Source organism: Rhodococcus sp. P4_E4, assembly GCF_056401575.1.
Genome location: NZ_JBFUJB010000008.1, coordinates 128,803 through 154,675, shown reverse-complemented (window position 1 = coordinate 154,675; position 25,873 = coordinate 128,803). Strand labels below are relative to the sequence as shown.

The 25,873-nt window shown below is 64.1% G+C and carries 23 protein-coding genes and 2 pseudogenes; 11 read left to right on the top strand and 14 right to left on the bottom strand.

Annotation, left to right across the window (positions count from 1 at the left end):
* The first annotated feature begins 94 nt into the window (after positions 1-94).
* Genes AC1DVN_RS12025 through AC1DVN_RS12015 form a run of 3 tightly spaced genes read left to right on the top strand, consistent with a single transcriptional unit; the run spans position 95 to position 2,586 of the window.
* A complete protein-coding gene (locus tag AC1DVN_RS12025) occupies positions 95-1,708 on the top strand; it encodes a serine hydrolase (RefSeq protein ID WP_477993816.1) in 1,614 nt (537 codons plus the stop codon).
* Positions 1,709-1,725: 17 nt separating this feature from the next.
* Positions 1,726-2,151: a limonene-1,2-epoxide hydrolase family protein gene (locus AC1DVN_RS12020; protein WP_019744587.1), complete on the top strand. Its 426-nt coding sequence runs from the start codon at positions 1,726-1,728 to the stop codon at positions 2,149-2,151.
* A gap of 30 nt (positions 2,152-2,181) precedes the next feature.
* Positions 2,182-2,586: a carboxymuconolactone decarboxylase family protein gene (locus AC1DVN_RS12015; protein ID WP_019744588.1), complete on the top strand. Its 405-nt coding sequence runs from the start codon at positions 2,182-2,184 to the stop codon at positions 2,584-2,586.
* Between the two features lie 60 nt (positions 2,587-2,646).
* Here the strand turns inward: AC1DVN_RS12015 and AC1DVN_RS12010 are convergent, their stop codons facing one another.
* From AC1DVN_RS12010 to AC1DVN_RS11990, 5 genes are all read right to left on the bottom strand, one after another.
* Positions 2,647-4,014, bottom strand: a complete 1,368-nt coding sequence (locus AC1DVN_RS12010; protein WP_003945274.1) for a PhoH family protein — start codon at positions 4,012-4,014, stop codon at positions 2,647-2,649.
* A gap of 275 nt (positions 4,015-4,289) precedes the next feature.
* Positions 4,290-5,006: a helix-turn-helix transcriptional regulator gene (locus tag AC1DVN_RS12005; protein WP_007726367.1), complete on the bottom strand. Its 717-nt coding sequence runs from the start codon at positions 5,004-5,006 to the stop codon at positions 4,290-4,292.
* Between the two features lie 26 nt (positions 5,007-5,032).
* Positions 5,033-6,466 (bottom strand): amidase, encoded by a 1,434-nt coding sequence (locus AC1DVN_RS12000; protein ID WP_019744590.1) that lies wholly within the window; start codon positions 6,464-6,466, stop codon positions 5,033-5,035.
* Positions 6,467-6,616: 150 nt separating this feature from the next.
* Complete coding sequence (gene glyA, locus AC1DVN_RS11995; protein WP_003945195.1) at positions 6,617-7,924, bottom strand: serine hydroxymethyltransferase; 1,308 nt, start codon at positions 7,922-7,924, stop codon at positions 6,617-6,619.
* A 76-nt stretch (positions 7,925-8,000) separates the two neighbouring features.
* Positions 8,001-9,197 carry a hypothetical protein gene (locus AC1DVN_RS11990; RefSeq protein ID WP_020970259.1) on the bottom strand — a complete coding sequence of 399 codons (1,197 nt, stop codon included), beginning with the start codon at positions 9,195-9,197 and terminating at the stop codon, positions 8,001-8,003.
* 172 nt (positions 9,198-9,369) lie between these two features.
* Between AC1DVN_RS11990 and coaA the strand changes: the two genes are divergently transcribed.
* Positions 9,370-10,302 (top strand): type I pantothenate kinase, encoded by a 933-nt coding sequence (coaA, locus tag AC1DVN_RS11985; protein ID WP_003945270.1) that lies wholly within the window; start codon positions 9,370-9,372, stop codon positions 10,300-10,302.
* Positions 10,303-10,308: 6 nt separating this feature from the next.
* Here the strand turns inward: coaA and AC1DVN_RS11980 are convergent, their stop codons facing one another.
* On the bottom strand, positions 10,309-11,076 hold the full coding sequence (locus tag AC1DVN_RS11980; RefSeq protein ID WP_477993815.1) for an isoprenyl transferase: 768 nt from the start codon (positions 11,074-11,076) through the stop codon (positions 10,309-10,311).
* A 172-nt stretch (positions 11,077-11,248) separates the two neighbouring features.
* On the opposite strand from AC1DVN_RS11980, the gene trhA reads away from it, so the two are divergent.
* On the top strand, positions 11,249-11,917 hold the full coding sequence (gene trhA, locus AC1DVN_RS11975) for a PAQR family membrane homeostasis protein TrhA (protein ID WP_020970260.1): 669 nt from the start codon (positions 11,249-11,251) through the stop codon (positions 11,915-11,917).
* On the opposite strand, the gene AC1DVN_RS11970 is transcribed toward trhA, so the two are convergent.
* The 3 genes from AC1DVN_RS11970 to mca are packed head-to-tail and all read right to left on the bottom strand — an operon-like array spanning position 11,884 to position 15,120.
* On the bottom strand, positions 11,884-13,911 hold the full coding sequence (locus tag AC1DVN_RS11970; RefSeq protein WP_477993814.1) for a thioredoxin domain-containing protein: 2,028 nt from the start codon (positions 13,909-13,911) through the stop codon (positions 11,884-11,886). The genes trhA and AC1DVN_RS11970 overlap by 34 nt on opposite strands.
* A 19-nt stretch (positions 13,912-13,930) precedes the next feature.
* Positions 13,931-14,245 (bottom strand): hypothetical protein, encoded by a 315-nt coding sequence (locus AC1DVN_RS11965; protein ID WP_007726381.1) that lies wholly within the window; start codon positions 14,243-14,245, stop codon positions 13,931-13,933.
* Positions 14,242-15,120, bottom strand: a complete 879-nt coding sequence (gene mca / locus AC1DVN_RS11960) for a mycothiol conjugate amidase Mca (RefSeq protein WP_020908526.1) — start codon at positions 15,118-15,120, stop codon at positions 14,242-14,244. Before mca ends, AC1DVN_RS11965 begins: the two co-directional genes overlap by 4 nt.
* Positions 15,121-15,423: 303 nt before the next feature.
* Between mca and AC1DVN_RS11955 the strand changes: the two genes are divergently transcribed.
* Positions 15,424-15,849, top strand: coding sequence for a DUF4307 domain-containing protein (locus AC1DVN_RS11955; protein ID WP_021345049.1), 426 nt, complete (start codon positions 15,424-15,426; stop codon positions 15,847-15,849).
* 227 nt (positions 15,850-16,076) lie between these two features.
* A pseudogene (gene greA / locus AC1DVN_RS11950) lies at positions 16,077-16,424 on the top strand (transcription elongation factor GreA); the annotation flags it as partial.
* 36 nt (positions 16,425-16,460) lie between these two features.
* Here the strand turns inward: greA and AC1DVN_RS11945 are convergent.
* Positions 16,461-17,561 (bottom strand): C40 family peptidase, encoded by a 1,101-nt coding sequence (locus tag AC1DVN_RS11945; protein ID WP_051636488.1) that lies wholly within the window; start codon positions 17,559-17,561, stop codon positions 16,461-16,463.
* A 205-nt stretch (positions 17,562-17,766) separates the two neighbouring features.
* Between AC1DVN_RS11945 and AC1DVN_RS11940 the strand changes: the two genes are divergently transcribed.
* Positions 17,767-18,012 (top strand): hypothetical protein, encoded by a 246-nt coding sequence (locus tag AC1DVN_RS11940; protein ID WP_153211881.1) that lies wholly within the window; start codon positions 17,767-17,769, stop codon positions 18,010-18,012.
* Positions 18,009-18,803 (top strand): FAD:protein FMN transferase, encoded by a 795-nt coding sequence (locus tag AC1DVN_RS11935; protein ID WP_046378938.1) that lies wholly within the window; start codon positions 18,009-18,011, stop codon positions 18,801-18,803. Before AC1DVN_RS11940 ends, AC1DVN_RS11935 begins: the two co-directional genes overlap by 4 nt.
* A 6-nt stretch (positions 18,804-18,809) precedes the next feature.
* Here the strand turns inward: AC1DVN_RS11935 and ilvA are convergent, their stop codons facing one another.
* From ilvA to AC1DVN_RS11920, 3 genes are all read right to left on the bottom strand, one after another.
* Positions 18,810-19,973 carry a threonine ammonia-lyase gene (gene ilvA, locus AC1DVN_RS11930; RefSeq protein WP_223257899.1) on the bottom strand — a complete coding sequence of 388 codons (1,164 nt, stop codon included), beginning with the start codon at positions 19,971-19,973 and terminating at the stop codon, positions 18,810-18,812.
* A 135-nt stretch (positions 19,974-20,108) separates the two neighbouring features.
* Positions 20,109-21,281: a cystathionine gamma-synthase gene (locus AC1DVN_RS11925; RefSeq protein ID WP_007728802.1), complete on the bottom strand. Its 1,173-nt coding sequence runs from the start codon at positions 21,279-21,281 to the stop codon at positions 20,109-20,111.
* Positions 21,282-21,325: 44 nt separating this feature from the next.
* Entirely contained in the window at positions 21,326-22,711 is a 1,386-nt protein-coding gene (locus tag AC1DVN_RS11920) for a cystathionine beta-synthase (RefSeq protein ID WP_003943292.1), read from the bottom strand.
* A 71-nt stretch (positions 22,712-22,782) separates the two neighbouring features.
* Between AC1DVN_RS11920 and AC1DVN_RS11915 the strand changes: the two genes are divergently transcribed.
* Positions 22,783-23,754: an SGNH/GDSL hydrolase family protein gene (locus tag AC1DVN_RS11915; protein WP_046378939.1), complete on the top strand. Its 972-nt coding sequence runs from the start codon at positions 22,783-22,785 to the stop codon at positions 23,752-23,754.
* A 121-nt stretch (positions 23,755-23,875) separates the two neighbouring features.
* Positions 23,876-25,063: pseudogene (locus AC1DVN_RS11910) on the top strand (acetyl-CoA C-acetyltransferase); the annotation flags it as partial.
* Here the strand turns inward: AC1DVN_RS11910 and AC1DVN_RS11905 are convergent.
* Positions 25,058-25,813 carry an enoyl-CoA hydratase/isomerase family protein gene (locus tag AC1DVN_RS11905; protein ID WP_021332748.1) on the bottom strand — a complete coding sequence of 252 codons (756 nt, stop codon included), beginning with the start codon at positions 25,811-25,813 and terminating at the stop codon, positions 25,058-25,060. The pseudogene AC1DVN_RS11910 and the gene AC1DVN_RS11905 overlap by 6 nt on opposite strands.
* Positions 25,814-25,873 lie beyond the last annotated feature (60 nt).

The window sequence follows — 25,873 nt, the reverse complement described above, 5'->3', positions numbered from 1 at the left end:
CAAGGTTTCCCGATTTGTCCGTATCTCAGCCCGCCGTTCCCCGATACTGGATTGACCGAGTGGTACCGACGACAGCCCTGCTAGGGAGAATCTCGTGTCCATCACCAGTAGAAACAGCTCGCGACTGTCGGCTGCGGCGATTCCGGTAGTACTGACGGTCGCCCTGCTCGCCGGATGCTCGTCCGATTCAGACACCACCTCAGCGCCCGGGCCGGTCGTCAGCGACGCCAGCCCCGGTCTCGACGCCGGGGTGCCGATCCCGGACGGGCAAATCGACGACGCGGTCGGAAAGCTCGACGGCCTCGCGAACGATCTCATGGCAAGTTCGGGTGTTCCCGGCATGGCTGTGGCCGTGGTGCACGGCGGTAAGACTGTGTATGCAAAGGGATTCGGGGTTCGCGAGTTGGGTAAGAGCGCCACCGTCGATGCCGACACCGTGTTCCAACTGGCATCGGTGTCGAAGTCGGTAGGAGCCACGGTGGTCGCCCACGAAGTCGGAATCGGGACCGTCGACTGGGACACTCCGGTGATCTCGAAACTGCCGGGGTTTGCGCTTGGCGATCCGTGGGTGACCGACCACCTCACGATCTCCGATCTCTACACGCATCGGTCGGGATTACCGGACCACGCCGGCGACGGACTGGAGGACCTGGGCTACAACCGGGCCCAGGTGATCGAGAAGCTTCGCCAACTACCGCTCAATCCATTCCGAATCACATACGAGTACACGAACTTCGGCGTCACAGCCGGCGCTGAGGCCGTTGCAGCTGCGGCGGGCACCGATTGGGAAACGCTGTCGCAGAACACGATCTACGGCCCGCTCGGTATGACGTCGACGTCTTCGCGGTTCGCCGATTACCAGGCCCGAGAAAATCGAACAGTGGGCCACATCCTCGAAGACGGAAAGTACAAGGTAGGGCCGGTTCGGGACGCCGACGCCCAATCCCCCGCCGGTGGAGTCAGCTCCTCGGCGAACGACATGGCCAAGTGGTTGGACATGGTGCTGTCCGGCGGTCAGTATCAGGGGCAGCAGGTCGTTCAGACGGATGCGCTCGTGCCCGCAGTGAACCCGGAGATCGTCTCGCGCCACGCGCAGGAAATCGGGGAACGCTCCGGCTTCTACGGCTACGGGTTCAACGTTTCCGACAGCGCCGCTGGCCGTGTCACCGCCAGCCACTCCGGCGCCTTCCTGGTCGGAGCCGGGACAAATTTCGTGACGATTCCCTCCGCTGACGTCGGCATCGTCGTTCTGACCAACGGCACGCCCACCGGCGTCGCGGAGACCTTGACCGCCGAGTTCGCCGATCTGGTGCAGTTCGGGAAGATCACCCGCGAGTGGCGCCCGCTGTACGAAGCGGCGTTTGCCTCACAAGCCGATCCCGAGGGCGAACTTGCCGCGAAGACACCTCCGACCTCCCCCGCGCCTGCCCCACCGACAAACCAATTGACCGGCGACTACGGCAACCCGTACTGGGGTCCCGCACTCGTGACACAGCAGAACGGTGCGCTGACCTTGACGATGGGTCCCGCGGCGGTGACGTATCCGCTGACCCACTGGGACGGAAACACCTTCACGTTCCCGCTCAGCGGCGAGAACGCACCGGCCGGGACGGTCTCGAAGGCCACCTTCGACGGAAACTCGCTAACCTTGGAGTACTTCGATCACGATCATCTCGGTACCTTCATCCGGGCAACACCGGCCGAATAATCAGCCAAGGACACCCCATGAGTAGTTCGACAGCCACGGTGAACGCAATGTTCGCGGCCCTCACCGATTTCGACGTGGACGCAGCAGCCGAATTGATGACAGACGACATCGTCTGGCAGAACGTCTCGCTCCCCACTCTGCGAGGCAAGAAGACCGTCGTGCGAGCGCTTCGTCTGGTCACCAAGCCTTCACTGAAATTCGAGGCGGAGATGCACCACATCGTCGGCGACGAGTCCACGGTGCTCACCGAACGCACCGACATCCTGACCGTCGGGCCGCTGCGCATCGAATTCTGGGTGTGCGGAACTTTCGAACTGCGCGACGGCAAGGTCTCCGTCTGGCGTGACTACTTCAGTCTGCGAGACGTCGCGTGGGGTGTGGTGACCGCGGTCGGCCGTGCAGTCGTCGGGAGCGGGACACGAAGTAGGCTTGCTCCGGCCTGAAATCACCTGCCGAAAGCGAGCGAACCTGCCATGCCCGAGAACACCACGCCTGACTCCTTCGACGCCGGCTTGGCTGTGCGCACCGAAGTCATGGGGGCCGATTTTGTCGACGCCGCCTTCGAGCGCACCCGCGGCACCGACAGCGAAGAACTGCAGAACTTCGTGACGGCCAATGTCTGGGGTTCGGTATGGACGCGTCCCGGACTCGATCGCCGCAGCCGCAGTCTGATCAATCTGGGGATGCTGATCGCGCTGCGCGCGGAGAACGAACTCAAAGGCCACGTACGCGGAGCACTACGAAACGGCTTGACGCGCACCGAGATCGTCGAAACCGTGATCCACGCGAGCGCGTACTGCGGCGCGCCGGCGGGGCTGGCGGCAATGCGTGTGGTGCAGGAAGTTCTCGACAACGAACTCGGACCGCTGCAAAACTGAACTACTGAAAACCCAAGAATCTCCCCGTGCAGACCGAAGTCCGCACGGGGAGATCGCTTCTCAGGAAGTGGGGCCGAACTCCTCGAGCATGTCGGTCACCAACTCGGCGATCGGCGACCGCTCACTGCGCGTGAGTGTGATGTGCGCAAAGAGCGGGTGCCCCTTGAGCTTCTCGATGACGGCCGCAACTCCGTCGTGCCTGCCCACTCGCAGGTTGTCACGCTGCGCGACGTCGTGTGTGAGGACCACTCGCGAGCCGGTTCCCAGACGAGAAAGCACTGTCAGCAGAACATTTCGTTCGAGCGACTGCGCCTCGTCGACGATCACGAACGAATCGTGCAGCGACCGACCGCGAATGTGCGTCAGCGGCAACACTTCCAGCATTCCGCGGGCGAGAACCTCTTCGAGAACCTCTGGCGAAGCCAACCCGTCGAGAGTGTCGAAAACGGCCTGAGCCCACGGGCCCATCTTCTCGCTCTCACTACCGGGAAGGTAGCCAAGTTCTTGTCCGCCAACGGCATACAGCGGACGGAAGACGACGACCTTGCGCTGGGTGCGGCGCTCGAGAACGGCTTCCAAACCTGCTGTCAGAGCCAAGGCCGACTTACCGGTGCCTGCCTTGCCGCCGAGAGAGATGATGCCGATGCTCTCGTCCATGAGGAGATCGAGCGCAATGCGCTGCTCGGCGGAGCGGCCGTGCAGTCCGAACGCCTCACGCTCACCGCGCACCAACTGGATGCGCTTGTCGGGAGTCACCCGACCGAGGGCGCTCGACGAACCACCGAGCAGACGAAGACCCGTGTGACACGGCAGATCTCGCGCTTCGTCAAGGTCCAGGAAACCCTCGTTGAACAGCTCGTCGATGTCCGTCGAGGCGACGTCCAGCTCGGTCATGCCCGTCCATCCCGATGGCACGACGTCGTGAGCGTGGTACTCGTCGGCAGGTAGTCCCACCGCGCCTGCCTTCACACGAAGCGGTATGTCCTTACTGACGAGGACTACGTCCTTGCCCTCCGCCGCAAGGTTCAGCGCGCACGCCAGAATCCTCGAATCGTTACTGTCCGTGCGGAATCCGACGGGTAGGACCGCAGGGTCGGTGTGATTGAGTTCGACCTGCAGTGTCCCGTTCTCGGTGCCGATCGGTACCGGACGGTCGAGGCGGCTGTATTCGATCCGGAGATCGTCGAGCATGCGGAGCGATTCTCGGGCGAACCATCCCAGTTCGTGGTGGTGTCGCTTGCCTTCGAGTTCGCTGATCACGACCAGTGGCAGTACCACGTGGTGTTCGGCGAATCGAGTGACAGCCCATGGATCGGACAGTAGTACCGAGGTATCCAAGACGTACGTGCGAAGTGCATCTCCCGAATGATTCCCGGCTGATAGATCAGCCCGGGCCGAGTGGGCAGAGACGGAGCGTGATGCAGTCACGTTGGGCTCCTAGGTCTGCGCGGCACCCGCGCAAACTCAGCTCGCTGGGCCGGACGGCTCTGGTGTCAGGTGACGCTGTGTCAGCTGAAACAAGGGCCGGGCGCCGGCCCTCTCGTACTGAGTGTTTCAGTCACGATCAGAACCTCCCGCACAAGTAACTTCTGGTTACTCGTTACTGCCGACGGTACTGCGGATCGGACACTCGCGCCACGGAACGAGCCGCACATCTGGTGAACGCCAGGTAACAAAATGCCACTCGTGTGATTCAGCGTCACTCAGGACTCGATCAGACCCCACTTCGCGGCGCGCACCGCTGCCTGAACCCGCGAATTGGTTCCGGTCTTGACGAAGATGTTCTCGAGGTGGGTGGCGACAGTGCGACGGCTGACGAACAACTCCTCGGCGATCTCGACATTGCCCGCGCCCCTGGCCACCAATTGCAGTACTTGGATCTCCCGTGGGCTCAGATGGACACGATCGAGCGCCACCTGGTCCCCCACGACGCGCGAGCAGGCCGCGCTGGACGCCGCCACCACCTCGCGCACGCGATCGACGACGCCGGAATCCGCGAAGCTCATGTGCAGCAATCCGGTCACCTCACGGCCGGAGAACCCCAATGCGACCGACGCGCCCTCGGCGTACCCGGACGGCCGCAGAACATCGGTAACCATCTCGACCTGCTCGAATCGTGGCACGTCCTGCCAGAACACTGGCACGCCCGAAGCCTCGCGAATGATGCCGAAGAGATTGCGATCGGCGACGAAGTCGTCGAGCAGGAACTCGAGCACCCTGGCGTCGTATCCGGAACTCGCCAGAGCCCGATGCCGTCCGCTCGACGGGTCCCGGTACGTGACCGCCGCAGCCGAGTACGCGAGTCCACGTGCGCGGAGTTCTTCGGCGCACAGGCCGAGAATGCCGTATGCCCCGGCCGCCGGCGATCGCGGCGCGAACATGTCAGGTCCAGCGCCGCGATCAGGCAGTACAGACGTCATCACACCAATCTAGCCAATCGTGTGAGCTAGGCCACCACCAGTGAATCGGCCGGCTTCCTGTCCGCCCACGGACGCACCGCTTCGAAGTTCGCGGCAGTCCGCAGAACCAGTGCGTCCTGGCGGTGGCGTGCGGCGATCTGCAGCCCCACCGGTCGACCGTCGGCGGTGAATCCGGCGGGCACGGTGATCGCGGGGTTGTTGAGCATGTTGTACGGGTAGGTGAAGAGCCAATCGAGCAACTGCTCACGCAGCGACGCGCCTTCGAGCCACGACGGCGCGAACTGACTGAGCGGGAACGTGGCCGAAGCCAAGGTCGGCGAGACCAATACGTCGTAGTCGTTCATGAACGTGGTCCACGTGTCCCACATGACGCCGCGGAATGCGTCGGCCCGCCCGACGTCGACACCGGTGAGCCGCTCGGCCTCGTGCATGATCTCGATCAGGTTGTCGTCGACCTCGCCGCGCTGGTTCTCCCAGTCGAGCAAGTCGTATTCGGAAGCGAAACCGGGAACCCAGATGCCGTTCCACATCGACTCCGACGGATTTCCCCACTGCGGGGTCGCCTCGGTGATCTGGGCACCCAATTCCTCGAATGCCGCCAGCGCGTCGAGGCACACCGCCAGCACCTCCGGATCAACATGGCCGAGGCCGAGATTCGTCGACCACGCGACGCGAAGCCCCTTCACGTCACCCTTCGCCGCTTCGACGTACGAGGTCTCCGCACGCTCGATCGAGAGCGGATCCGCATTGTCCGGCCCGGCCATGATGTCGAGCATCAGCGCGTTGTCGGCGACGGTCCTGGTGATCGGACCGTGGTACGCCCAGTTGTAGAAGCGCCCGGCCAGGATGGTCTGAGGAATCACGCCGGTGGTCGGTTTGAGCCCGACGACCCCGCAGAGCGCCGACGGGATACGCACCGATCCGGCGCCGTCACTGCCCTCGGCAAGTGGCCCGAGGCCTGCAGCCACAGCGGCCGACGCGCCGCCACTGGACCCGCCCGCGCTGTTGCCGAGCTTCCACGGGTTGTGCGTCGGCCCGTACAGGTGGTTGTCCGTGCCACCGTAGTAACCGCTTTCGGGAGTGTTCGTCTTTCCCAGGAACAGTCCGCCGGCGCCGCGCAGCCTGTCCACGACGACGGCATTTCCCGTCGCGATGTTGTCGGCCATCGGCTTCATCCCGAACGTGGTCGGCAGCCCGTCGACTGCCGTCAGATCTTTGATCGTGAACGGAACGCCGTGCAGCGGGCCGAGTTTCTCGCCCGATTCCTGTTGCCGTGAGAGTTCGGCCGCGTCGCGCGTGACCTGCTCGCGATCGAATTGCACTATCGCGTTGATCGACGGATTGACTGCGTCGACGCGCTGGATCATCGCTTCGGCAATCTCGTTGGGCGAGAGACTGTTCGACGCGACCGACGCCGCCATCTCGGTAGCGGAGAGCCAATGCAGATTCTGTTCGGTCATGGGGTTTCCTTCGCCGGAGGGGTGATGCTCTCAGGCTAGGAAGCGCCGAACTCGGCCACCATCGGTCATGTGACCGATGCCACAATCCGCGACTGGCAAAAACCCGCGGCCCGGCCCTCGAAAGGGACCGGGCCGTCGGTGAAGGAATACCTAGACGTTCTTGCTGAGCAGGCCCCAGTTCTCGAGACCGTCGTACAGCGGAAGGTCGAGGGCGAGCTTGGCGACGCGCGCACGCAGCGCCGGCAGATCCGCGTTGCCGGCCAGAGCGGTACCGATGATGTCGGCGACCTCGGTGAACTCGGCATCGCCGAATCCGCGGGTGGCCAACGCTGCGGTACCGATACGCAGACCGGAGGTGGTCATCGGCGGGCGGGGATCGAACGGAACAGCGTTGCGGTTGACCGTGATGCCGATTTCGTGCAGAAGGTCCTCACCCTGCTGGCCGTCGAGCTGTGAGTTACGCAGGTCCACGAGAACGAGGTGGACGTCTGTGCCGCCGGTCAGGACGCTGATGCCCTGGTCTGCGACGTCCTTGTTGCCCAGACGCTCGGCAAGGATGCGCGCACCGGAAAGGGTGCGTGCCTGACGATCCTTGAACTCTTCACCGGCAGCGATCTTGAAGGTGACTGCCTTGGCCGCGATGGCGTGCATGAGCGGTCCACCCTGCTGACCCGGGAAGACAGCGGAGTTGAGCTTCTTGGCCCACTCCTTCTTCGCCAGGATCAGGCCGGAACGCGGTCCACCGAGTGTCTTGTGGACGGTCGAGGAGACGACGTCCGCGTACGGGACGGGCGACGGGTGCAGGCCTGCGGCAACCAGTCCGGCGAAGTGAGCCATGTCCACCCACAGGTACGCCCCGACCTCGTCGGCGATCGCACGGAACGCCGCGAAGTCCTGCTGACGCGGGTACGCGGACCAACCGGCAACGATGACCTTCGGCTTCTCGGCGAGGGCGATCGAGCGCACCTCGTCCATGTCGATGCGGTGATCTTCCTTGCTGACGCCGTAGGACGCGACGTCGTACAACTTGCCGGAGAAGTTCAGCTTCATGCCGTGCGTGAGGTGACCACCGTGTGCAAGGTCGAGGCCGAGCAGCTTCTCACCCGGGTTCATCAGTGCCATCAGAACAGCAGCGTTGGCCTGTGCGCCCGAGTGCGGCTGAACGTTCGCGAACTCTGCACCGAAGAGTTCCTTCGCACGGTTGCGCGCCAGATCCTCGATGACGTCGACGTGCTCGCAACCTCCGTAGTAACGACGTCCCGGGTAGCCCTCGGCGTACTTGTTGGTCAGGACGCTGCCCTGAGCCTGCAGAACCGAGCGGGGAACGAAGTTCTCCGACGCGATCATCTCGAGCGTGTCGCGCTGACGAGCCAATTCACCAGCCATCGCCTCGGCGACTTCGGGGTCGAGTTCGGCAAGTGATGCAGAGTTGACGTCGGAGCCGGGCACAGCGGTCATCGAGGAATCTCCAAGCTGGATGCGGAAACGAATGCGTCCAGTCTACGAAGTTCGCTCCCGCCGTCTCCACCCGGCACTAGGCAGCACGCAGAGAGCTGGGGACCAGCGGCTCGTCGAGCAGCCTGCGGAAGCGTTCGGTGCGCTCTGCGCCCACCGGCACCTCGTCCAGCCAGCCCCCGAGCAGCCGGTATCCCTCGACATACGTGCTGGTGTACGCCCGCCACAGCGGTGAAGACAGGAACTTGAGCGATTGGCGAGCGCGTTCCGGCGTCGACAGCGACCACCGTTCGAGGAACAGTGCCACGTCGTCGAGGCTGCGCCCCTCGTCGTGCAACATCAGAGCGGCATCCTGACGAACACTCAGCAGTTGCCCCGACGCGGCGGAGAGCCGTTGCGCCTTTTCCCCGTCGAAAGACAAGCCGAGATCGGCGTAGATGTCCTGCGCCCACAAGCCCCACTCCGGACCGACGATCGCTTCCAGCGCCAGATCTGCGAGGCCTTCGGCCATGATGCACTGCGGCGTGTTGACCAGGAACAGTGTCTGCTCGAGCTGACCCGAACCGACCAGACCGGCTTCCTTACGGCAATGCTCGGTGTGATGGCCGGGGTAGGACTCGTGCGCGATCAGCCGCGGCAGGTTGGCCATGAACTGCGGCAGATCCGAATTGATCGCAACCTTGGAGCGGTAGTCACCAAGGTAGTAGTTGAAGCCGGACCACGGCTTGTCCCCCACCACTTCGTATTCGACGGTTTCCGACGCCGGAAGCCCGAACGTGCCGCGGACCAGATCGCGCAGCGCACTCGACATTGCCTCGACGCACTCGTTCAGTCTCGCCGCGGGGATCTCGTCGGCCTTGCGATGCGCCTGCACTCGCTGTGCCAGCGGTCCCGGACCGGGCAGAACTTCACCCATCAACCGGTGCGCGTCGCTGTAGGCGTCCTCGTTTCCCTTTTCGATTCGTACGTCGAAGTACGCCTCCACCTCGTCCACGAAGCCGATGTCCTCACCCGCGAACTTGCGCCCGGAGCATTCCAGGGCGCGAAGGTGAACGTCGATGAAGTGAGCGCGCTCGGCATTCAGACCACTTCCGGCCAGCTCGCCCCGCAATTCACGTGCCGTGCGGGCAAGTTCACGCGGATCGGGCTTCGGGGCGCTCTCGATCTGCTTACGCAGCGCGGGGTCACCGGTGAACGCGTCGACGAACCCGTCTTCGAGACGGTCGAAACCCAGTCCGAGCAGCAGATATTGGCGAACAAGTGTGTCTGGATCCATAACGACCGAGCCTAGCCGCTCGCTCCGGAATGCCACCCGGCGAAAGTCCCGGACGTGGCACCGAGCACAATCCGACTATGCACTCGGATCGTGCGCACACGCGCCTGGCTTGCTCGCATAGCTGTTTCGTCCGCCGGGCCCCGGGTTCACTACATGCCGGTGAGCTGGGCTGATGGCGCGCACCAACGAATCGAGTCCCTACGTCGAGTTCGACCGCAAGCAGTGGCGGACACTGCGTAAGTCGACGCCGCTGGTGTTGACCGAGGACGAGTTGTACGGCCTGCGTGGTCTCGGCGAGCAGATCGATCTCGAAGAAGTTGCCGAGGTTTATCTCCCCCTCGCACGTCTGATCCACCTGCAGGTGGCGGCACGCCAACGGCTGTTCGCGGCCACCGCGACGTTCCTCGGTGAGAAGCATCCCGACCGTCAGGTGCCCTTCGTCATCGGTGTCGCCGGTTCGGTCGCGGTCGGAAAATCCACGACTGCTCGTGTGCTGCAAGCTCTCCTGGCCCGCTGGGACCACCATCCACGCGTCGACCTCGTCACCACGGACGGATTCCTCTATCCGACCAGGGAACTCCAGCGTCGGGGCATCATGCACCGCAAGGGTTTTCCCGAAAGTTACGATCGCCGCAAGCTGTTGCGCTTCGTCACCGAAGTCAAGTCCGGGGCGGAAGAGGTAGCGGCGCCGGTCTATTCGCATACGTCGTACGACATCATCCCGGGCCAGTACCACCTGATCCGCCAGCCTGACATCCTCATCATCGAGGGCCTCAACGTCCTGCAGACCGGCCCGCGTCTGATGGTCTCCGATCTGTTCGACTTCTCGATCTACGTCGACGCCCGAATCGAGGACATCGAAGCCTGGTACATCCAGCGGTTCCTCGCGCTACGCAACACGTCGTTCGCCGATCCGAACGCTCACTTTCACCACTACTCCGGCCTCTCCGACCGTGACGCGACCATCGCGGCGAAGGAGATCTGGAACTCGATCAATCACCCGAACCTGGTGGAGAACATTCTCCCCACCCGCCCCCGCGCAACCCTGGTACTGCGCAAGGACGCCGATCACACGATCAACCGACTGCGCCTGCGCAAGCTCTGAGACGGCTCAGGCGCCGAACCGGCGGTGGCGCGCCGCGTAGTCACGCAAGGCTCGAAGAAAGTCGACTCGACGGAACTCGGGCCAGTACGCCTCGGTGAACCAGATCTCCGAATAAGCGCTCTGCCACAACAGGAATCCGGAGAGCCGCTGCTCGCCGGAGGTGCGGATCACCAGATCCGGATCGGGCTGTCCCGACGTGTACAGATGACCGTCGATGCCGTCGACCGTGACGGCCTGGATCAGTTCGTCTCCGCTCAGACCCGCACCGATCTTGTCACACAGGAGCGATTGGACGGCGTCGGCGATCTCCTGACGTCCGCCGTATCCGATCGCGACGTTGACATGTGTCCCGGTTCGGCCACTGGTCCCCGCCGCCGCTTCCCGCAAGCGCCTGGACTGCTCGGGGGGCAGAAGATCGAGAGCACCGACGATCTGCACACTCCAGTTCTTGCCGGGCCCGGAGATCTCTTCGACGACGTCGGTGATGATTTCGAGGAGCGTGTCGAGCTCTTCCGGCTCGCGGCGCAGGTTCTCGGTCGAGAGCAGGTAGATGGTTGCCATCTCGATTCCGGCGGCGTCGCACCACTCGAGCAATTCGGCAATTTTGAGCGCGCCCATGCGGTGCCCGTGACTGACATCGGTGAAGCCGTTCTCGCGAGCCCATCGCCGGTTTCCGTCACACATCACGGCTACGTGCCGTGGGTGCGCGAGACCGTCGAGATGACTGAGGAGCCGTCGCTCGTAGATGCTGTACAGCAGTCCGCGCAGATTCACCGTGACATCACCATGGTGTCAAAGACTACGCCCGGCAGTGACAGCCACATGCGAGCGCCGTCACGCTTTTTGTACGCGTCGAAAACCCGCAGGTAGGTTATGCTACTGGTGCGTAACCTACGGTACCGTAGGTTACGTAGTTCGCAACAGCACGGAACGAGAGGGGTTGCACATGACGGCATTCGGGCTCGACGAGCTTCCGGTCAAACCACGCATGCGCGGTTGGATCCATCTGTGGGCGCTCGGTGTCTCCGTCGTCGCGGGCATCGTTCTCGTCTCCGTAGCCGGCGCTCAGGTGGGCGCCAAGGCGGCTTGGGCAACCGCGATCTACAGCATCACGATCTGCGGCCTGTTCGGCATCAGCGCGACGTATCACCGCATCCAGTGGCAGACCGTCAAGGGCCGTACGTGGATGAAGCGTGCTGACCATTCGATGATCTTTCTCTTCATCGCCGGCAGCTACACACCGTTCGCCATGCTCGGCCTTCCCACCCACACCGGCAAGATCATTCTTGCGATCGTGTGGGCAGGTGCACTGGCCGGCGTTGCCCTCAAGATGCTCTGGCCCACCGCGCCGAAATGGGTAGGGGTACCGCTCTACCTTCTCCTCGGCTGGGCGATCGTTCCCGTGGTCGGTGAACTGACACACCAGGTCGGTGTGGCGCCGATGGTGCTGCTGCTCGTCGGCGGAATCTTCTACAGCGTCGGCGCAATTCTGTACGCGACAAAATGGCCCAACCCGTGGCCGACGACGTTCGGGCATCACGAGTTCTTCCACGCTGCCACTGTCATTGCAGCGATCTGCCACTACATCGCGGTATGGCTCGTCGTGTTCAACTGATTCGCCAGTTCCACCACCGTCGTCACCGGCCGATCACACACGAATCCCCGACAGATGTACGCGGCTTCACCGTCGTCGACAAGGGGGCGATCTGCAAGCAGCGGTGAAGAATCCGGCGCTCCGCCGACAACCACTGCACCACCCGGGGCAAGCCGCCGGGCATCGGCCAACAGCGAACCTTCCCCGACGACGGCAACCTGTATCGGACCACGCAACGACGCTTCCGCCACTGTGAGCCAGTGTCCCGCCGACCGAGGCGCACGCTCGAGCGGCAGCGTGGCCCTCGCCAGCGCGTCCGCCGCGGCCTGGGCGTAACGAGAGGATCGATCGGCATCGGTCAACGCCGCCGCGGTCAACAGAGCCTCGGCGACGCTCGACGCACCGGACGGCGTCGCGCCGTCCAACGGGTCTCGGGGCCGTGTGACGAGGGACTCCGCGAAATCGGCCGTGTCGAACCAGCTTCCCGGCTCGGCCGGATCGGCGAAGTGGTCGACAGTGACGTCGAGCAACTGCTGCGCCGCATCGAGCCACCGCGCGAATCCCGTTGCCTGGTAGAGAGCCAGGAGGCCGGTGGCCAACATTGCGTAATCCTCGAGCACTGCCGTCGGGGTGCCGACAGCCCCGCCGAGGGAAGCGCGACGCAAATGACCGTCCACCAGGTGAAGGTCGAGAAGAGCGCCAGCGCACTCGGCCGCCGCCGCGATCCAGTCGGGTCGATCCAGGGCAAGTCCCGCTTCCGTCAAAGCCGTGACGGTCAACCCGTTCCAGGCCGTCACCACTTTGTCGTCGCGGCCAGGCTGTGGACGCTGAGCCCGGGCGGCGCGAAGAGCGTCGGAGACCGTCTGCCAGCGCGACCAGTCGTCGGGGTCACGGAGCAATTGCAATACCGACGCACCCTCTTCGAATGTTCCGGTATCGGTGACCCGGAACAAGTCCGCCGCCCACTGCCCGTCCTCCGCACCGAGTACCTCGACCAACTGCGTCGGCGTCCATACGTACGTGAGGCCTTCGACGCCGTCGGTGTCGGCATCGAGAGCCGAAGCGAAGCAACCGTTCTCGGTCAGCAGATCGGAGAGCAAAAATCCTGCGGTCTCCCTGGCTACGCGGGTGGCCAGGTCCGATCCGGTTCGCCGCGCCAAGTGCGCGTAGAACCGCAGGAGCAACGCATTGTCGTAGAGCATCTTCTCGAAGTGCGGAACCACCCACTCGGCATCGACCGAGTAGCGCGAGAATCCCCCGCCCAACTGGTCGTAGATACCGCCGCGTGCCATTGCTTCGGCGGTGCGCTCGATACCGCCGAGGATCTCGCCCGAACCCGTTCGCTCGAACTGTCGGAGCAGCCCCTCCAGTAGTGCCGACGGTGGAAACTTCGGTGCCCCACCGAATCCCCCGCGCGGGATGTCCTCGTCACCGAGGATCGATCGACCCGCCGCGTTCAGCAGTTCGGCGTCGATAGGCGCTCCGCCGTACGGAATTCCGCCAGACGCGCGCTGAAGTTCCGTGACGATCGACTGCGCCGCGTTGTCGACCTCGTCGCGCCGATTCGTGAAGGTGTCGACTATCGCTTCGAGAAGCTGTGTGAACGACGGCATTCCGCCGCGAGGCGTCGGCGGGTAATACGTGCCGCAGTAGAACGGTGAACCGTCGGGAGTCAGAAAACAGGTCATGGGCCAGCCGCCCTGACCGGTCATCGCGACCGTCGCATTCATGTAGACGGCGTCGATGTCGGGACGTTCTTCGCGGTCCACCTTCACACAGACGAAGTTCGCGTTCATGACGGCCGCGATCTCGTCGTTCTCGAACGACTCGTGCGCCATGACGTGGCACCAGTGGCACGCCGAGTATCCGATCGAGAGAAGGATCGGCACGTTGCGCTCGCGCGCCCACTCCATCGCCTCTTCGCCCCACTGTTGCCAGTGGACCGGATTGTCGGCGTGCTGACGCAGGTAGGGGCTCGAGGACCCACCCAGGTTGTTCCGCAGCCGTGGGTCCATCGTCGCTACCTCGTTCGTCTCAGGATTCTTGCTTCGGCTTCTTCTCGGTAGAGACGTTCGGTTCCGCCGGGCTCGGAGCTGTGATCGCTCCCCGGTCGGTGCCTTCGTCTGCCTGCTGATCGAGTTCGGGATGATCCGGTTCGAACGTTTCCGGCAGCTTCTTGAGCTGGCGATTCATCGACCGAACCAAGAGGATCACACCGATGAGCAGCGCAAGAATCACCAGCAGGCCGACCGGAGACGACTTTCCGAACTCCGGGCCGGATGGGTTACTCGGGGTCTGAGCAAGAAATTGTGTGGTGCCGAGAACTACCTCGGCGGACAGAGCATTCACTTCTGAGCGTCCTCTTCGAGACCTGCGAACAGGTCGGTTTCCGGAATGGACGTGGTGACCCGCGTCTTGGCGAGCTCGAATTCCTCGGTGGGCCAGATCTTCTGCTGAATATCGAGCGGCACAGCGAAGAACGAACCGTTGGGATCGATCTGCGTCGCGTGCGCGCGCAGAGCGTCGTCACGCTGGGGAAAGTAGTCGCCGCACGTGACCTGAGTGGTCACCCGGACCATCATGTCGCCGCGCTCGGTCTTCCACTTCTTGAGCCAGTCCGCCATCGGGAACGGCTCACCGCGACGCTCGTACTCCTCCTGGAAGAGTTCGAGGCGCTTACGGATGAATCCGTGCGAGTAGTAGACCTTCTTGATTTCCCACGGCTGACCGTCCTCGGGGAAGTACTCGGGATCGGCAGCGGCCTCGTAGGCAGCCATCGACACCTCGTGGCACCGGATGTGGTCCGGGTGCGGGTATCCGCCGTTCTCGTCGTACGTCGTGACGACGTGGGGACGGAACTCGCGAATCACCTTGACCAGAGCGCGCGTCGACTCTTCGAGCGGAACGAGGGCGAAGCACCCTTCGGGCAGCGGAGGAAGAGGATCACCCTCGGGGAGCCCGGAATCGACGAAACCGAGCCAGCGCTGCTTCACGCCCAAGATGCGAGCGGCCTCGGCCATCTCCTCCTGGCGAACTTCGCTGATTCGATCGCGGACACCGGGAACGTCCATGGCCGGGTTGAGAATGTCGCCACGCTCACCCCCGGTGAGCGTCAGGACCATCACTTCGTGGCCTTCGGCTGCATAACGGGCGGTGGTGGCCGCACCCTTGCTCGACTCGTCGTCGGGATGGGCATGGACGGCCATGAGCCGGAATCCGCTCACGTGTTCGTTCACCTCAACTTCACCTGTAGCCGTTGCCGGCAGTTCACTTGTAGCCGTCACCGGCAGTTCACCTGTAGCCGTCACCGGCAGTCTTCGAGTCACACGCTGTGCACCGCTCGGATTACTCCGGGTGGTTGCCGTCAAACGTACCGACTGCCGACAAACCTACCGACGGCGCGACGGGACACGTCCTCTATAGTTCCACCCGAGAGTTCCTGGCGCAGCCGTGACCCCTTCGGTAATTCGGCGGGACACAGTCAGTTGCTGCACGACACGTGAACTCGAGTCTTCGAGAGCAGAGTGATGAGCAAACCGCTTCCCCAAGATCGGTACCCGAGCACAACTCGCACGAGCAGTCCCCGCAAGTGGATGGTGTGGGCTCTGACCGCACTCGTCATCGTCGTAGGCGGCGGAATCGCGTACTACGCGTACGGAAAATTTGCGGTCAAGGAAATCGAGACCGAGACCATCTCGTTCGACATCGCCAACGACTCCACGGTGAAGATTCGCTTCACCGTCACACGCGACGACTCGTCACGTGACGCGATGTGCATCGTGCGCGCTCGCTCGAAGGACGGATCCGAAACCGGACGACGTGAGGTCTACGTCCCGTCCTCCGAGCATCAGACCCTCGAGTTCAACACCGAGGTCAAGACGTCCCAGCCGCCAGGCATGGCCGACGTCTACGGCTGTAGCTTCGACGTTCCGGAGTACCTGACCAAGAGCTGACCTCGGAACGCATCCACCCTGCCGGACGTTTGGCGCCGGACAGGGCGGGTAGTCATGCGTGATAGAATTGCCCGATACACGGTTCCGGGTGGAACCGTGTATTGCTGCATTGACGCAAGGTTTGACGGCAAGGTTGCATCCCTGGTGGTGCTTCCGAGTCGTTGTTCGCTGCTGTTGCAGCGATCGTCGAGGGAGCCCCCGGCTCCGACTACTAGGGAGTGATCGAGATGACCGAGACCCAGGTGACCTGGCTTACCCAGGAATCACATGACAGGCTCAAGAACGAACTCGACCAGCTCATCGCCAATCGCCCGGTCATCGCCGCCGAGATCAACGAGCGTCGCGAAGAGGGTGACCTGAAAGAGAACGGCGGCTACCACGCTGCCCGCGAAGAGCAGGGTCAGCAGGAAGCCCGCATTCGCCAGCTCCAGGAGCTGCTGAACAGCGCAAAGGTCGGCGAGGCCCCCACTCAGTCCGGTGTTGCACTGCCCGGATCCGTAGTCAAGGTCTACTACGACGGCGACGAGAGTGACACCGAGACGTTCCTCATCGCTACCCGCGAAGAAGGCGCACGCGCTTCTTGCTCTGTCGACGTTGCAGTTCCGGCCCACTCACACCACGCGGCGAGCCTTCATGCCTGCGAAGATCGGGCCGACCTTCACCACGTCACCGAATGTGGGTGCGTGAAGCATCTGTCCGTTCCCGACATAGATCGCCACGTGGCCGGGACCGCCTGCCTGCCAGTTGCCGAACAACAGGTCACCGGGCTGCGCCTGATCCAGCGGGACCTCGACGCCGACGCCCCACTGTGTCTCCGAGGTCCGGGGCAGAGTCACTCCGGTGGCCGCGTGGATCGCGTACGACGTCAGACCCGAGCAGTCGAACCCGCCCATCGAGGGCCCGTTGATGTTTCCGCCGCCCCACACGTACGGCAATCCGAGAAACTTCAGACCGGCCTCGACGACGCCGCCAACGGCAGCGGCGAGGTTGTTGTAGTCGAAGGGTGCGAGCATCAGAGCGAACGAGTCCTGCAACGATTTGATCTGTGCGACAAACGGAGCGGCGACCGCCTGCTCCGCGGGAACCTCGCCCGCCTTGTCGGCGGGGACGCCGCCCGCTTCGCGAACTGCGTCCGGCCCGACGTCGTAGGCAGCGAGCGCGAGGTCGACGGTATCGCCCTCGACCTCACCGGACTTCTGCCAGGACTGCGCTTGCTTCACGAGATCGCACAACCGGTATCCGGTTGTCATCACCGGATCGGCAACGCCCAGGATGTCCATCTTTCCGTCGCCGTCACCGTCCTTGCCGTATGCCGTCCACGCTGCGGTGGTGAAGCGGCCAGGCCCGCGCCCACCTTCCGGTGAGATGTCGGTATCGGGTCCGTACTTGAATCCGTTCTCGACCGAGTACAGCGAAGCGATCACCGCGGGCGTGATCTCCGAGCACAGAGCACCGGCCTTCTTGATCCACGGCGCGAACACCGCCACCGCTCCAACGGGCGCCAATGTCGCTCCCGGAAAGTTGGAGGGTACGGAAGGCACGATTCCCTCAGGTGTGTCCTGAGTTCGTGCCGGTCCGTTCCAGGCTGCAAGTGAGACTGCAGCATTCGAAGACTCGTTCTTCTCGACTTGTGCGGGCGCTCCGAGAGTTCCACTCATCACGCCCAGTGCGGTGCCGATCGACACAGCGATCGCCAGGACACCGACTGCCATCCGAACCTCCGATAAACCTCTGAAAATCTACGTACGTGGTCGTACCCGAAACTTGTCGGTGCGAACATCTACCCTTTCGAACATGCATTCGACACGGCTCAGTCTCGCGACTCCTGTAACCAATGTCTCATTTATCTCGGTGGGCGTTACGCAAATGACTACAGACACCAAGGCTTTTCTCAGGTTCGGCGTGCAAGCTGAGTGCATGAGCGACGATCGGCCACGACCCGCCCGGGGACGCACTACGGTGTATCGACCCGTTCGCCTCGCCCTCGCAGCCACGGCTGTGGCGGGAGCGCTCGCAAGCGGCGGACTTTCACTCGTTTCTTCTCCCACTGCCACGGCACTCGCGCCGGACACCTCGGCTTCTCACACCAAGAATCCCGTAGCGAAGCGGCCCGTCGTGGTCGCCGGATTCGGAACCCCGGACGCCGTCTCCAACGGTTCGTGAGCACTCGGCGCTCGGCCTCCGAGTGGCTCACGTGGGGTGTGCAGGCCCGGGTTGTCGTCACCGACCCTGATGTCCTTCCCTCCGCGGCCAGCCTGGTTCGCGGATACCTCACCGCTGCCGACGCTGCCACCAATCGAGATCGTGCCGACTCCGAGATTCGTACCTATGTCAGCGCCGCGAGCAACGTCGACGGCGTCGCCGTGACTCCGATGTTCGCGCACTTCCTCGAAGACGCGTTGGCCGTCGCACGACTGACCGACGGCAAACTCACGCCGACGGCCGGGTCGGCAGACCCTCACTCCTGGTGGAAGATCCGCGTCGAGAACAACCGCGTGTACAGCCCGGACGACGTCGTTCTCGATCTGTCCGCGACGGCCCGCGCCAGTTCAGCGGACCACTGCGCGGCATCGACCGCCACGCTTCTCGGGTGCGGAGTACTGGTCGGCCTCGGCGGGGACATCGCGGTTGCCGGCCCGGCGCCGGAAGACGGCTGGCAGATTCAGGTTCAAGACCTGCCCGGCGACCCGACGTGCCAGGTAGCGCTTCCTTCCGACTGCGGGATCGCCACGGCCAGCACCGTCAAACCACTGCACCGCGAATCGACGGCGACGCCGATGTGGCGCACGGTGTCGGTGATTGCATCTTCCTGCGCCCAGGCCGCCGCATTCAGTCGGGTTGCGGTCGGCATGGGCGGTTCGGCCATCGACTGGCTACATCAACTCGACGTACCCGCCAGGCTGGTCGACCAGGAGTACCGCGTAACGGTTCTGGGCGGCTGGCCTGACGAGTAAGTCGCGTCAGTTCTGCAGTCGTACGGCGTAGCCGGCACGGTCGAAGGCGGTGAGAAGTTCCGCCTTGTTGTCCGGACCCCGCGTCTCGACGGTGAGGAAGACTTCCACTTCGTCGAGCGCGAGTTCGCCACCGGTACGGGAATGGATGACGTCGACCACGCTGGCGCCGTTCGCTCGAACCACTTCGAGCAACGAGACCAGTGCGCCCGGCCGATCGTCGATGGTGATGTGAACGCCGAGGAACCGTCCGGCCGCTCGCAGACCGTGCGAGATGACGTGCGTGAGAAGCAGCGGATCGATGTTGCCGCCGGAAAGCACGGCGCACACCGGCCCTGTCAGTCCCAGCTCCTCCGGAGAGCAGGTCATCAAGGCCGCAACGGCCGCAACGCCGGCCGGTTCGACGATGAGCTTGGCGCGTTCGAGGCACAGCAGGAGCGCTTTGGACAGCGCTTCCTCGCTGACCGTCACCACGGCATCGACATGGGCGGCAACTTCGGCGAACGGAACCTCGCCCGGGCAGCCAACGGCGATACCGTCTGCCATCGTGGACATCGACGCCAAGGCGGTCGGCTTCCCGGCTGCCAACGACGCCGGCCAGGCAGCCGCGGTCTCGGCCTGCACTCCGACGATGCGGACCTGCGGGCGTACAGCTTTGACTGCTGCGGCCACTCCGGCGATCAACCCGCCGCCGCCGGTGGGGACGAGGATAGTGCCGACCTCAGGCAGTTGCTCGAGGATTTCGAGCCCCACAGTCCCCTGCCCCGCCACGACGTCCTCGTGGTCGAAGGGGTGGACCAGAACTGCTCCCGTCCGGTCCGCGAATTCGCGAGCGGCCACGAGCGCTTCGTCGACAGTCGAACCGTGCAGGTGGACCTGAGCTCCATATGCCTTGGTGGCCACCAACTTCGGCAGCGGCGCACCCGTCGGCATGAAGACGGTCGACTTGATTCCCAGTTCTGTTGCAGACCAGGCAACTCCCTGCGCATGGTTACCGGCACTGGCCGCCACCACGCCCGCTGCCCGTTCCTCTGCGGAAAGATTGGCAATGCGGTTGTACGCACCGCGCGGTTTGAAAGAGCCGGTGCGCTGCAGGTTTTCACATTTCAAGCTCACGGCGAAGCCGGTGGTTTCGGACAACACTCGCGAGGCCACGACCGGGGTGCGTCGCATGACCGGGGCGAGCAGTTGCTGTGCAGCCTTTATCTGTTCGAGATTCACGCATGCCTCCAGAAAGTGCGCCTCCACACCCTCGTGAGGTGTGAAGGCGCACTGCAGATTCGAAGTCGAATTACTGTAGAGCGAAGATCAGGACAGCGCTTGCTCGATGTCGCCGACCAGATCGGAGGCGTCTTCGATGCCGACCGACAGGCGAACCAGATCGTCGGGAACCTCGAGAGCGGAACCGGCCGTCGAGGCGTGGGTCATCGCGCCGGGGAACTCGATGAGAGATTCGACGCCGCCGAGAGATTCTGCCAGCGTGAAGATCTCGGTGCGCGAGCACAGGTCGAGAGCTGCCGCCTTGCCGCCCTTGAGGCGGACGGAGATCATGCCGCCGAAGCGTCGCATCTGCTTGGCCGCGACCTTGTGTGACGGATGCGAAGCCAGGCCCGGGTAGATGACGCTGGCAACCGCGGGGTGGCCGTCGAGCAATTCGACGACCTTCTCCGCGTTGTCACTGTGACGCTCCATGCGCAGCGCCAGTGTCTTGATTCCGCGCAACGTCAGGAACGCGTCGAACGGGCCGGGAACGCCACCGGATCCGTTCTGCAGGAACGCAAACGCGGTATCCAGTTCTTCGTCGTTGCAGACGAGAGCGCCACCGACCACGTCGGAGTGTCCGCCGATGTACTTGGTCGTGGAGTGCAGCGCGATGTCGGCACCGAGCTGCAGCGGCTGCTGCAGGTACGGCGACGCGAAGGTGTTGTCCACCACGATCTTTGCGTTGCCCTCGTGGGCGACCTCGGCAAGGAGCTCGATGTCACCGATATTGAGCAGCGGGTTCGTGGGCGTCTCGACCCAGACCAGCTTGGTGTTGGACTTCATCGCCGCGCGCACCGCATCGACGTCGGACACCGGAGCCGGGGTGTACTCGATCCCCCACTGCGTGAACACCTTGTCGATGAGACGGAAGGTTCCGCCGTACGCGTCGTCGGGGATGACCAGGTGATCGCCCGGTCGAAGTACCGAACGGAGCAGGCAGTCGGTGGCCGCCATTCCCGAACTGAACGCTCGGCCGTAGGTTCCGGATTCGAGCGCGGCAAGGTTCGCCTCGAGCGGGCGACGGGTGGGGTTGCCCGTTCGCGCGTACTCGAAGCCACTGCGCATTCCACCGACGCCGTCTTGGGCGAAGGTGGAACTTGCGTAGATCGGCACGTTGACCGCACCGGTCAGCGGATCGGGTTCGTAACCCGCATGCACCGCTTTCGTGGAGAAACCCTGCCAGCTGATGTTGTCGGCCTTGCTGCGTTGCTCACTCATGGTCCCCAGCCTAATGGCGCCGGCACCGGCGCAGGAATCCGAACTCAGGAATCCGAACTCAGGAAACCCAGGAGATCGTGGCGCGTGATGACACCGACCGGCTTGCCGTCGTCGACGACCATGAGTGCGTCGGTGTCACCGAGCGCCTTCGTGGCAGCCGAGACCGGCTCGCCGGAACCGATGAGCGGGAACGGCTTGCTCATGTGCTTCTCGACGGAATCCGCAAGGTGCGCACGGCCTTCGAATACCGCGCTCAGCAGATCTCGCTCGGACACGCTTCCGGCGACCTCGCCTGCCATGACCGGCGGTTCCGCACCGACGACGGGCATCTGGGACACGCCGTACTCGCGCAGGATCTCGATCGCGTCGCGCAGAGTCTCCGACGGGTGAGTGTGAACGAGGTCCGGCAGCTCGCCCGACTTCCCGCGCAGGACGTCGCCGACGGTGGGGACGTTGGTCTTGCCGTCGAGTGGGGTGCGCAGGAATCCGTACGACGCCATCCACTGATCGTTGAAGATCTTGGACAGGTAGCCGCGGCCGCCGTCCGGGAGGAGGACGACGATCAGAGCGTCGGGGCCTTCGCGCTTGGCTACTTCGAGGGCAGCGACGACGGCCATACCGCAGGAACCGCCGACCAGCAGTCCCTCTTCGCGGGCGAGGCGACGCGTCATCTCGAAGGAATCGGCATCCGAGACGGCGATGATCTCGTCCGGGATGGACGGGTCGTATGCCGACGGCCAGAAGTCTTCGCCGACGCCTTCGACCAGGTACGGGCGACCGGTGCCGCCGGAGTAGACGGAGCCTTCGGGGTCTGCGCCGATGACCTTGACCTTGCCGCCCGAAACTTCCTTGAGGTAGCGGCCGGTGCCGGTGATGGTGCCGCCGGTGCCGACGCCCGCGACGAAGTGCGTGATCTTGCCGTCGGTGTCGGCCCAGATCTCGGGACCGGTGGTCTCGTAGTGGCTCTCCGGTCCGCCCGGGTTGGAGTACTGGTTGGGCTTCCAGGCGCCGGGGATCTCACGGGTGAGGCGGTCGGAGACGCTGTAGTAGCTGTTCGGGTTGTCCGGTGCGACGGCCGTGGGGCACACGACCACCTCGGCGCCGTAGGCACGCAGGACGTTGCGCTTGTCTTCGCTGACCTTGTCTGGGCAGACGAAAACGCACTTGTATCCACGCTTTTGCGCCACGAGCGCCAAGCCGATTCCGGTGTTGCCCGAAGTCGGCTCGACGATGGTGCCGCCGGGCTTCAGTTCACCCGAAGCCTCGGCTGCGTCGATCATCTTGACGGCGATGCGGTCCTTGGAGCTACCGCCAGGGTTGAGGTATTCGACCTTGGCTGCCACCGTGCCGAAGTTTTCGCCCGTGACGGACGTGAGCTTGACGAGTGGGGTGTTGCCGATGAGGTCGACGACGTGTTCCGCGATGCGCATTCGTCCATGTTCCCAGATGAAAGAAAACGGTGCGCGCGGACGTCGGGCGAAGGTGGTGCAATCCGGCTAGATTGGCAAGTGTGAGTCGAACCGGACTGAAAGCGTCGGTGGCCACGGTGGTGGCCGGATCGAGTGCAGGCACGCTCTCCTGGTTGGGCTACAACTATCTGATGTCGCAGGCGGGGGCGGCCCGTGGGGTGATCGGTCGCAATATCGCCAAGCCACCCGAGGCGGACGGGGTGTACGCACCCGGCGCCGACAACCCGGAACTCTGGTGGCGGGCCGTGCCCTTCGATCTCCACTTGATGATCTTCGGCGATTCGTCGGCGGCCGGCGTCGGCGCACTGACGGCGTCGGAAGTTCCGGGTGTGCAGGTCGCGAAGCTGCTTGCGAGTGAAACCGGGAAGCGAATCCGTTTGAGCACCAAGGCCATCGGCGGCGCCACCTCACGCGGGTTGAGTGGGCAGGTCGACGCCATGTTCGTCGCCGGCCCTCCCCCGGATGCTGCCGTGATCCTGATCGGCGCCAACGACGTCACGGCCAAGAACGCAATTCATGCTTCGGCAAAACGCCTCGGCGACGCGGTACGACGGCTACGCGAGAGTGGCGCCGTCGTTGTTGTCGGCACCTGCCCGGATCTGGGGGTGGTCACGGCTATCCCGCAACCACTGCGCTCCGTGGTGCGTGAATGGGGTCATCGTCTCGCGCTCGCCCAGGCGTCCGCGACCAGAAACGCCGGGGGTCATCCCGTTCCACTAGCCGACCTGCTGGCCAAGGAATTCCTGGCCTCGCCCGACACGATGTTCTCGGCTGATCGTTTCCACCCGTCGGCGGCCGGCTACGAGCTCGCGGCGAAGCAGATCGTCCCGGTTCTCGCGTCGGCTCTGGGTGAGTGGCAGGGTGGCCCGCTACCCGAACTTCCCCACGTTTCGGAGGCGGCGCAAGCTCGCACCGTCGCAGCCCGACTGACGGCAGCGGCAACTCAGTGGAAAGCCTTCGCGAGACGCACCAAACCCGCAGTTCAGCGCCCCGACGTCAACTGAGTGAGACTGCGTGACCACCATCTGGGAGCGGCAACGTAAATTGTAAGTCGAAGCTGCATTCAACTTGCCCTGCTCGACGGCGTTTCAAGCCGCCCACGAGCAGTACACAAAAGGAGTTTTCATGCCCGAGGCAGTAATCGTCTCAGCAGTACGGTCGCCCATCGGCCGCGCAATGAAGGGTTCGCTCAAGGACATCCGCCCGGATGACCTCGCAACTCAGATGGTTGCCGCCGCGTTGGCAAAGATCCCCGAGCTCGACCCCACCGAGATCGACGACCTCATGCTCGGTTGCGGCCAGCCCGCCGGCCAGTCGGGCTTCAACATCGCCCGCGTCGTCGCCGTTCAGCTCGGCTACGACTTCCTCCCCGGTGTGACGGTCAACCGTTACTGTTCCTCCTCGCTGCAGACCACCCGTATGGCACTGCACGCCATCCGCGCAGGCGAGGGCGACGTCTTCATCTCCGCCGGCGTCGAGTCCGTCTCCAGTTTCATCACGGGCAATGCCGACGGCCTACCCAACACCAAGAACCCACTCTTCGACGCAGCGCAGGCTCGTAGCGCCAAGCTCGCCGAGGGTGGAGTCGCCTGGACCGATCCTCGCGAAGAAGGCCTGATCCCCGACGTGTACCTGGGCATGGGCCAGACCGCCGAGAACGTCGCTTCGGCCACCGGCATCACCCGCGAAGACCAGGACCGCTGGGCAGTGCGCAGCCAGAATCGCGCCGAGGAAGCCATCGCTCGCGGCTTCTTCGAGCGTGAGATCACGCCCGTCACGCTCGCCGACGGCACCGTCGTCTCCAAGGACGACGGCCCCCGCGCCGGCACCACCTACGAGGGCATCAGCGGCCTCAAGCCCGTCTTCCGCCCCGACGGCACCGTCACCGCCGGCAACGCCTGCCCGCTCAACGACGGCGCAGCCGCACTGGTGATCATGTCCGACACCAAGGCGAAGGCACTCGGCCTGACCCCGCTCGCTCGCATCGTCTCCACCGGCGTCTCGGGCCTGTCCCCCGAGATCATGGGCCTCGGCCCGATCCAGGCCGTCAAGAACGCCCTGAAGATCGCCGGCAAGTCGATCTCCGACATCGACCTGTTCGAGATCAACGAGGCATTCGCCGTGCAGGTCCTCGGATCCGCTCGCGAACTGGGCATCGAAGAGGACAAGCTCAACATCTCCGGTGGCGCGATCGCCCTGGGTCACCCCTTCGGTATGACCGGTGCCCGCATCACCAACACCCTGATCAACAACCTGCAGGAGCAGGACAAGACCTCTGCCGGGCGGCCGCTTTCGTGTGGTCGTGTTTCAGGTAGTCGTGAATTTCCGAGCAAAACTCCCCAACTCGCGAATCAACGCTCGTGCAGCGTCGTCCTCACGCTGCACAGCGGCGCGGGCTTCGTCGGCCCAACCGTGGCGGAGCAGTCGCTTGGCGGCAAGGACTGCCGGTCCGATGTTGGCGGCAATCTGCTCGGCACTCTCGCGGGCACGTGCCTGTACCTGGTCGGCCGGTACGGCGGCTGTCGCCAGTCCGTAGGCGGCAGCTTCGACGCCGCTGAGCCACCGGGCCGACAGGATCAGCTCGGCGGCTCGCTGCGTTCCGATCACCTTGGGCAGCAACCAACTACTGGCAGCTTCGGGAGCTGTACCCAGCGACGTGAACGGTGCCCGCAGGCGTGCGTTCTCGGCAACGTAGACGACGTCACAGTAGAGCAGCATGGTCAGGCCGATGCCTACGGCAGCGCCGTGCACCGCGGCGATCAATGGCTTCGGGAACTCCGCCAGCGCAACGATCAGCGGCGCGAATGCATTGCCGAAGTCTGAATTGTCGGTGCCTGGTTCGGCGAGTGCGCGTAGGTCGACGCCACTGGAAAATGCCTTGCCTGCGCCCTCGACGATCACCACGGCCACGGCTTCGTCCGACGCCGCGTCGTCAAGCGCCTTGGTCAACGCTCGAAAGCCGGCCGCATCGAAAGCGTTCAGGCGGCCCGGATTGTTGAAGGTCAGCGTTCGCACTGCTCCGGCATCCGCCACCAGCACGGGTTCGGTGGTGTTTGTCGACATTCGCTCCCCTTCGCTCCAAACCAAGCAGTTGCTAGGTATCCAAGCACCGTAACCGCCCAC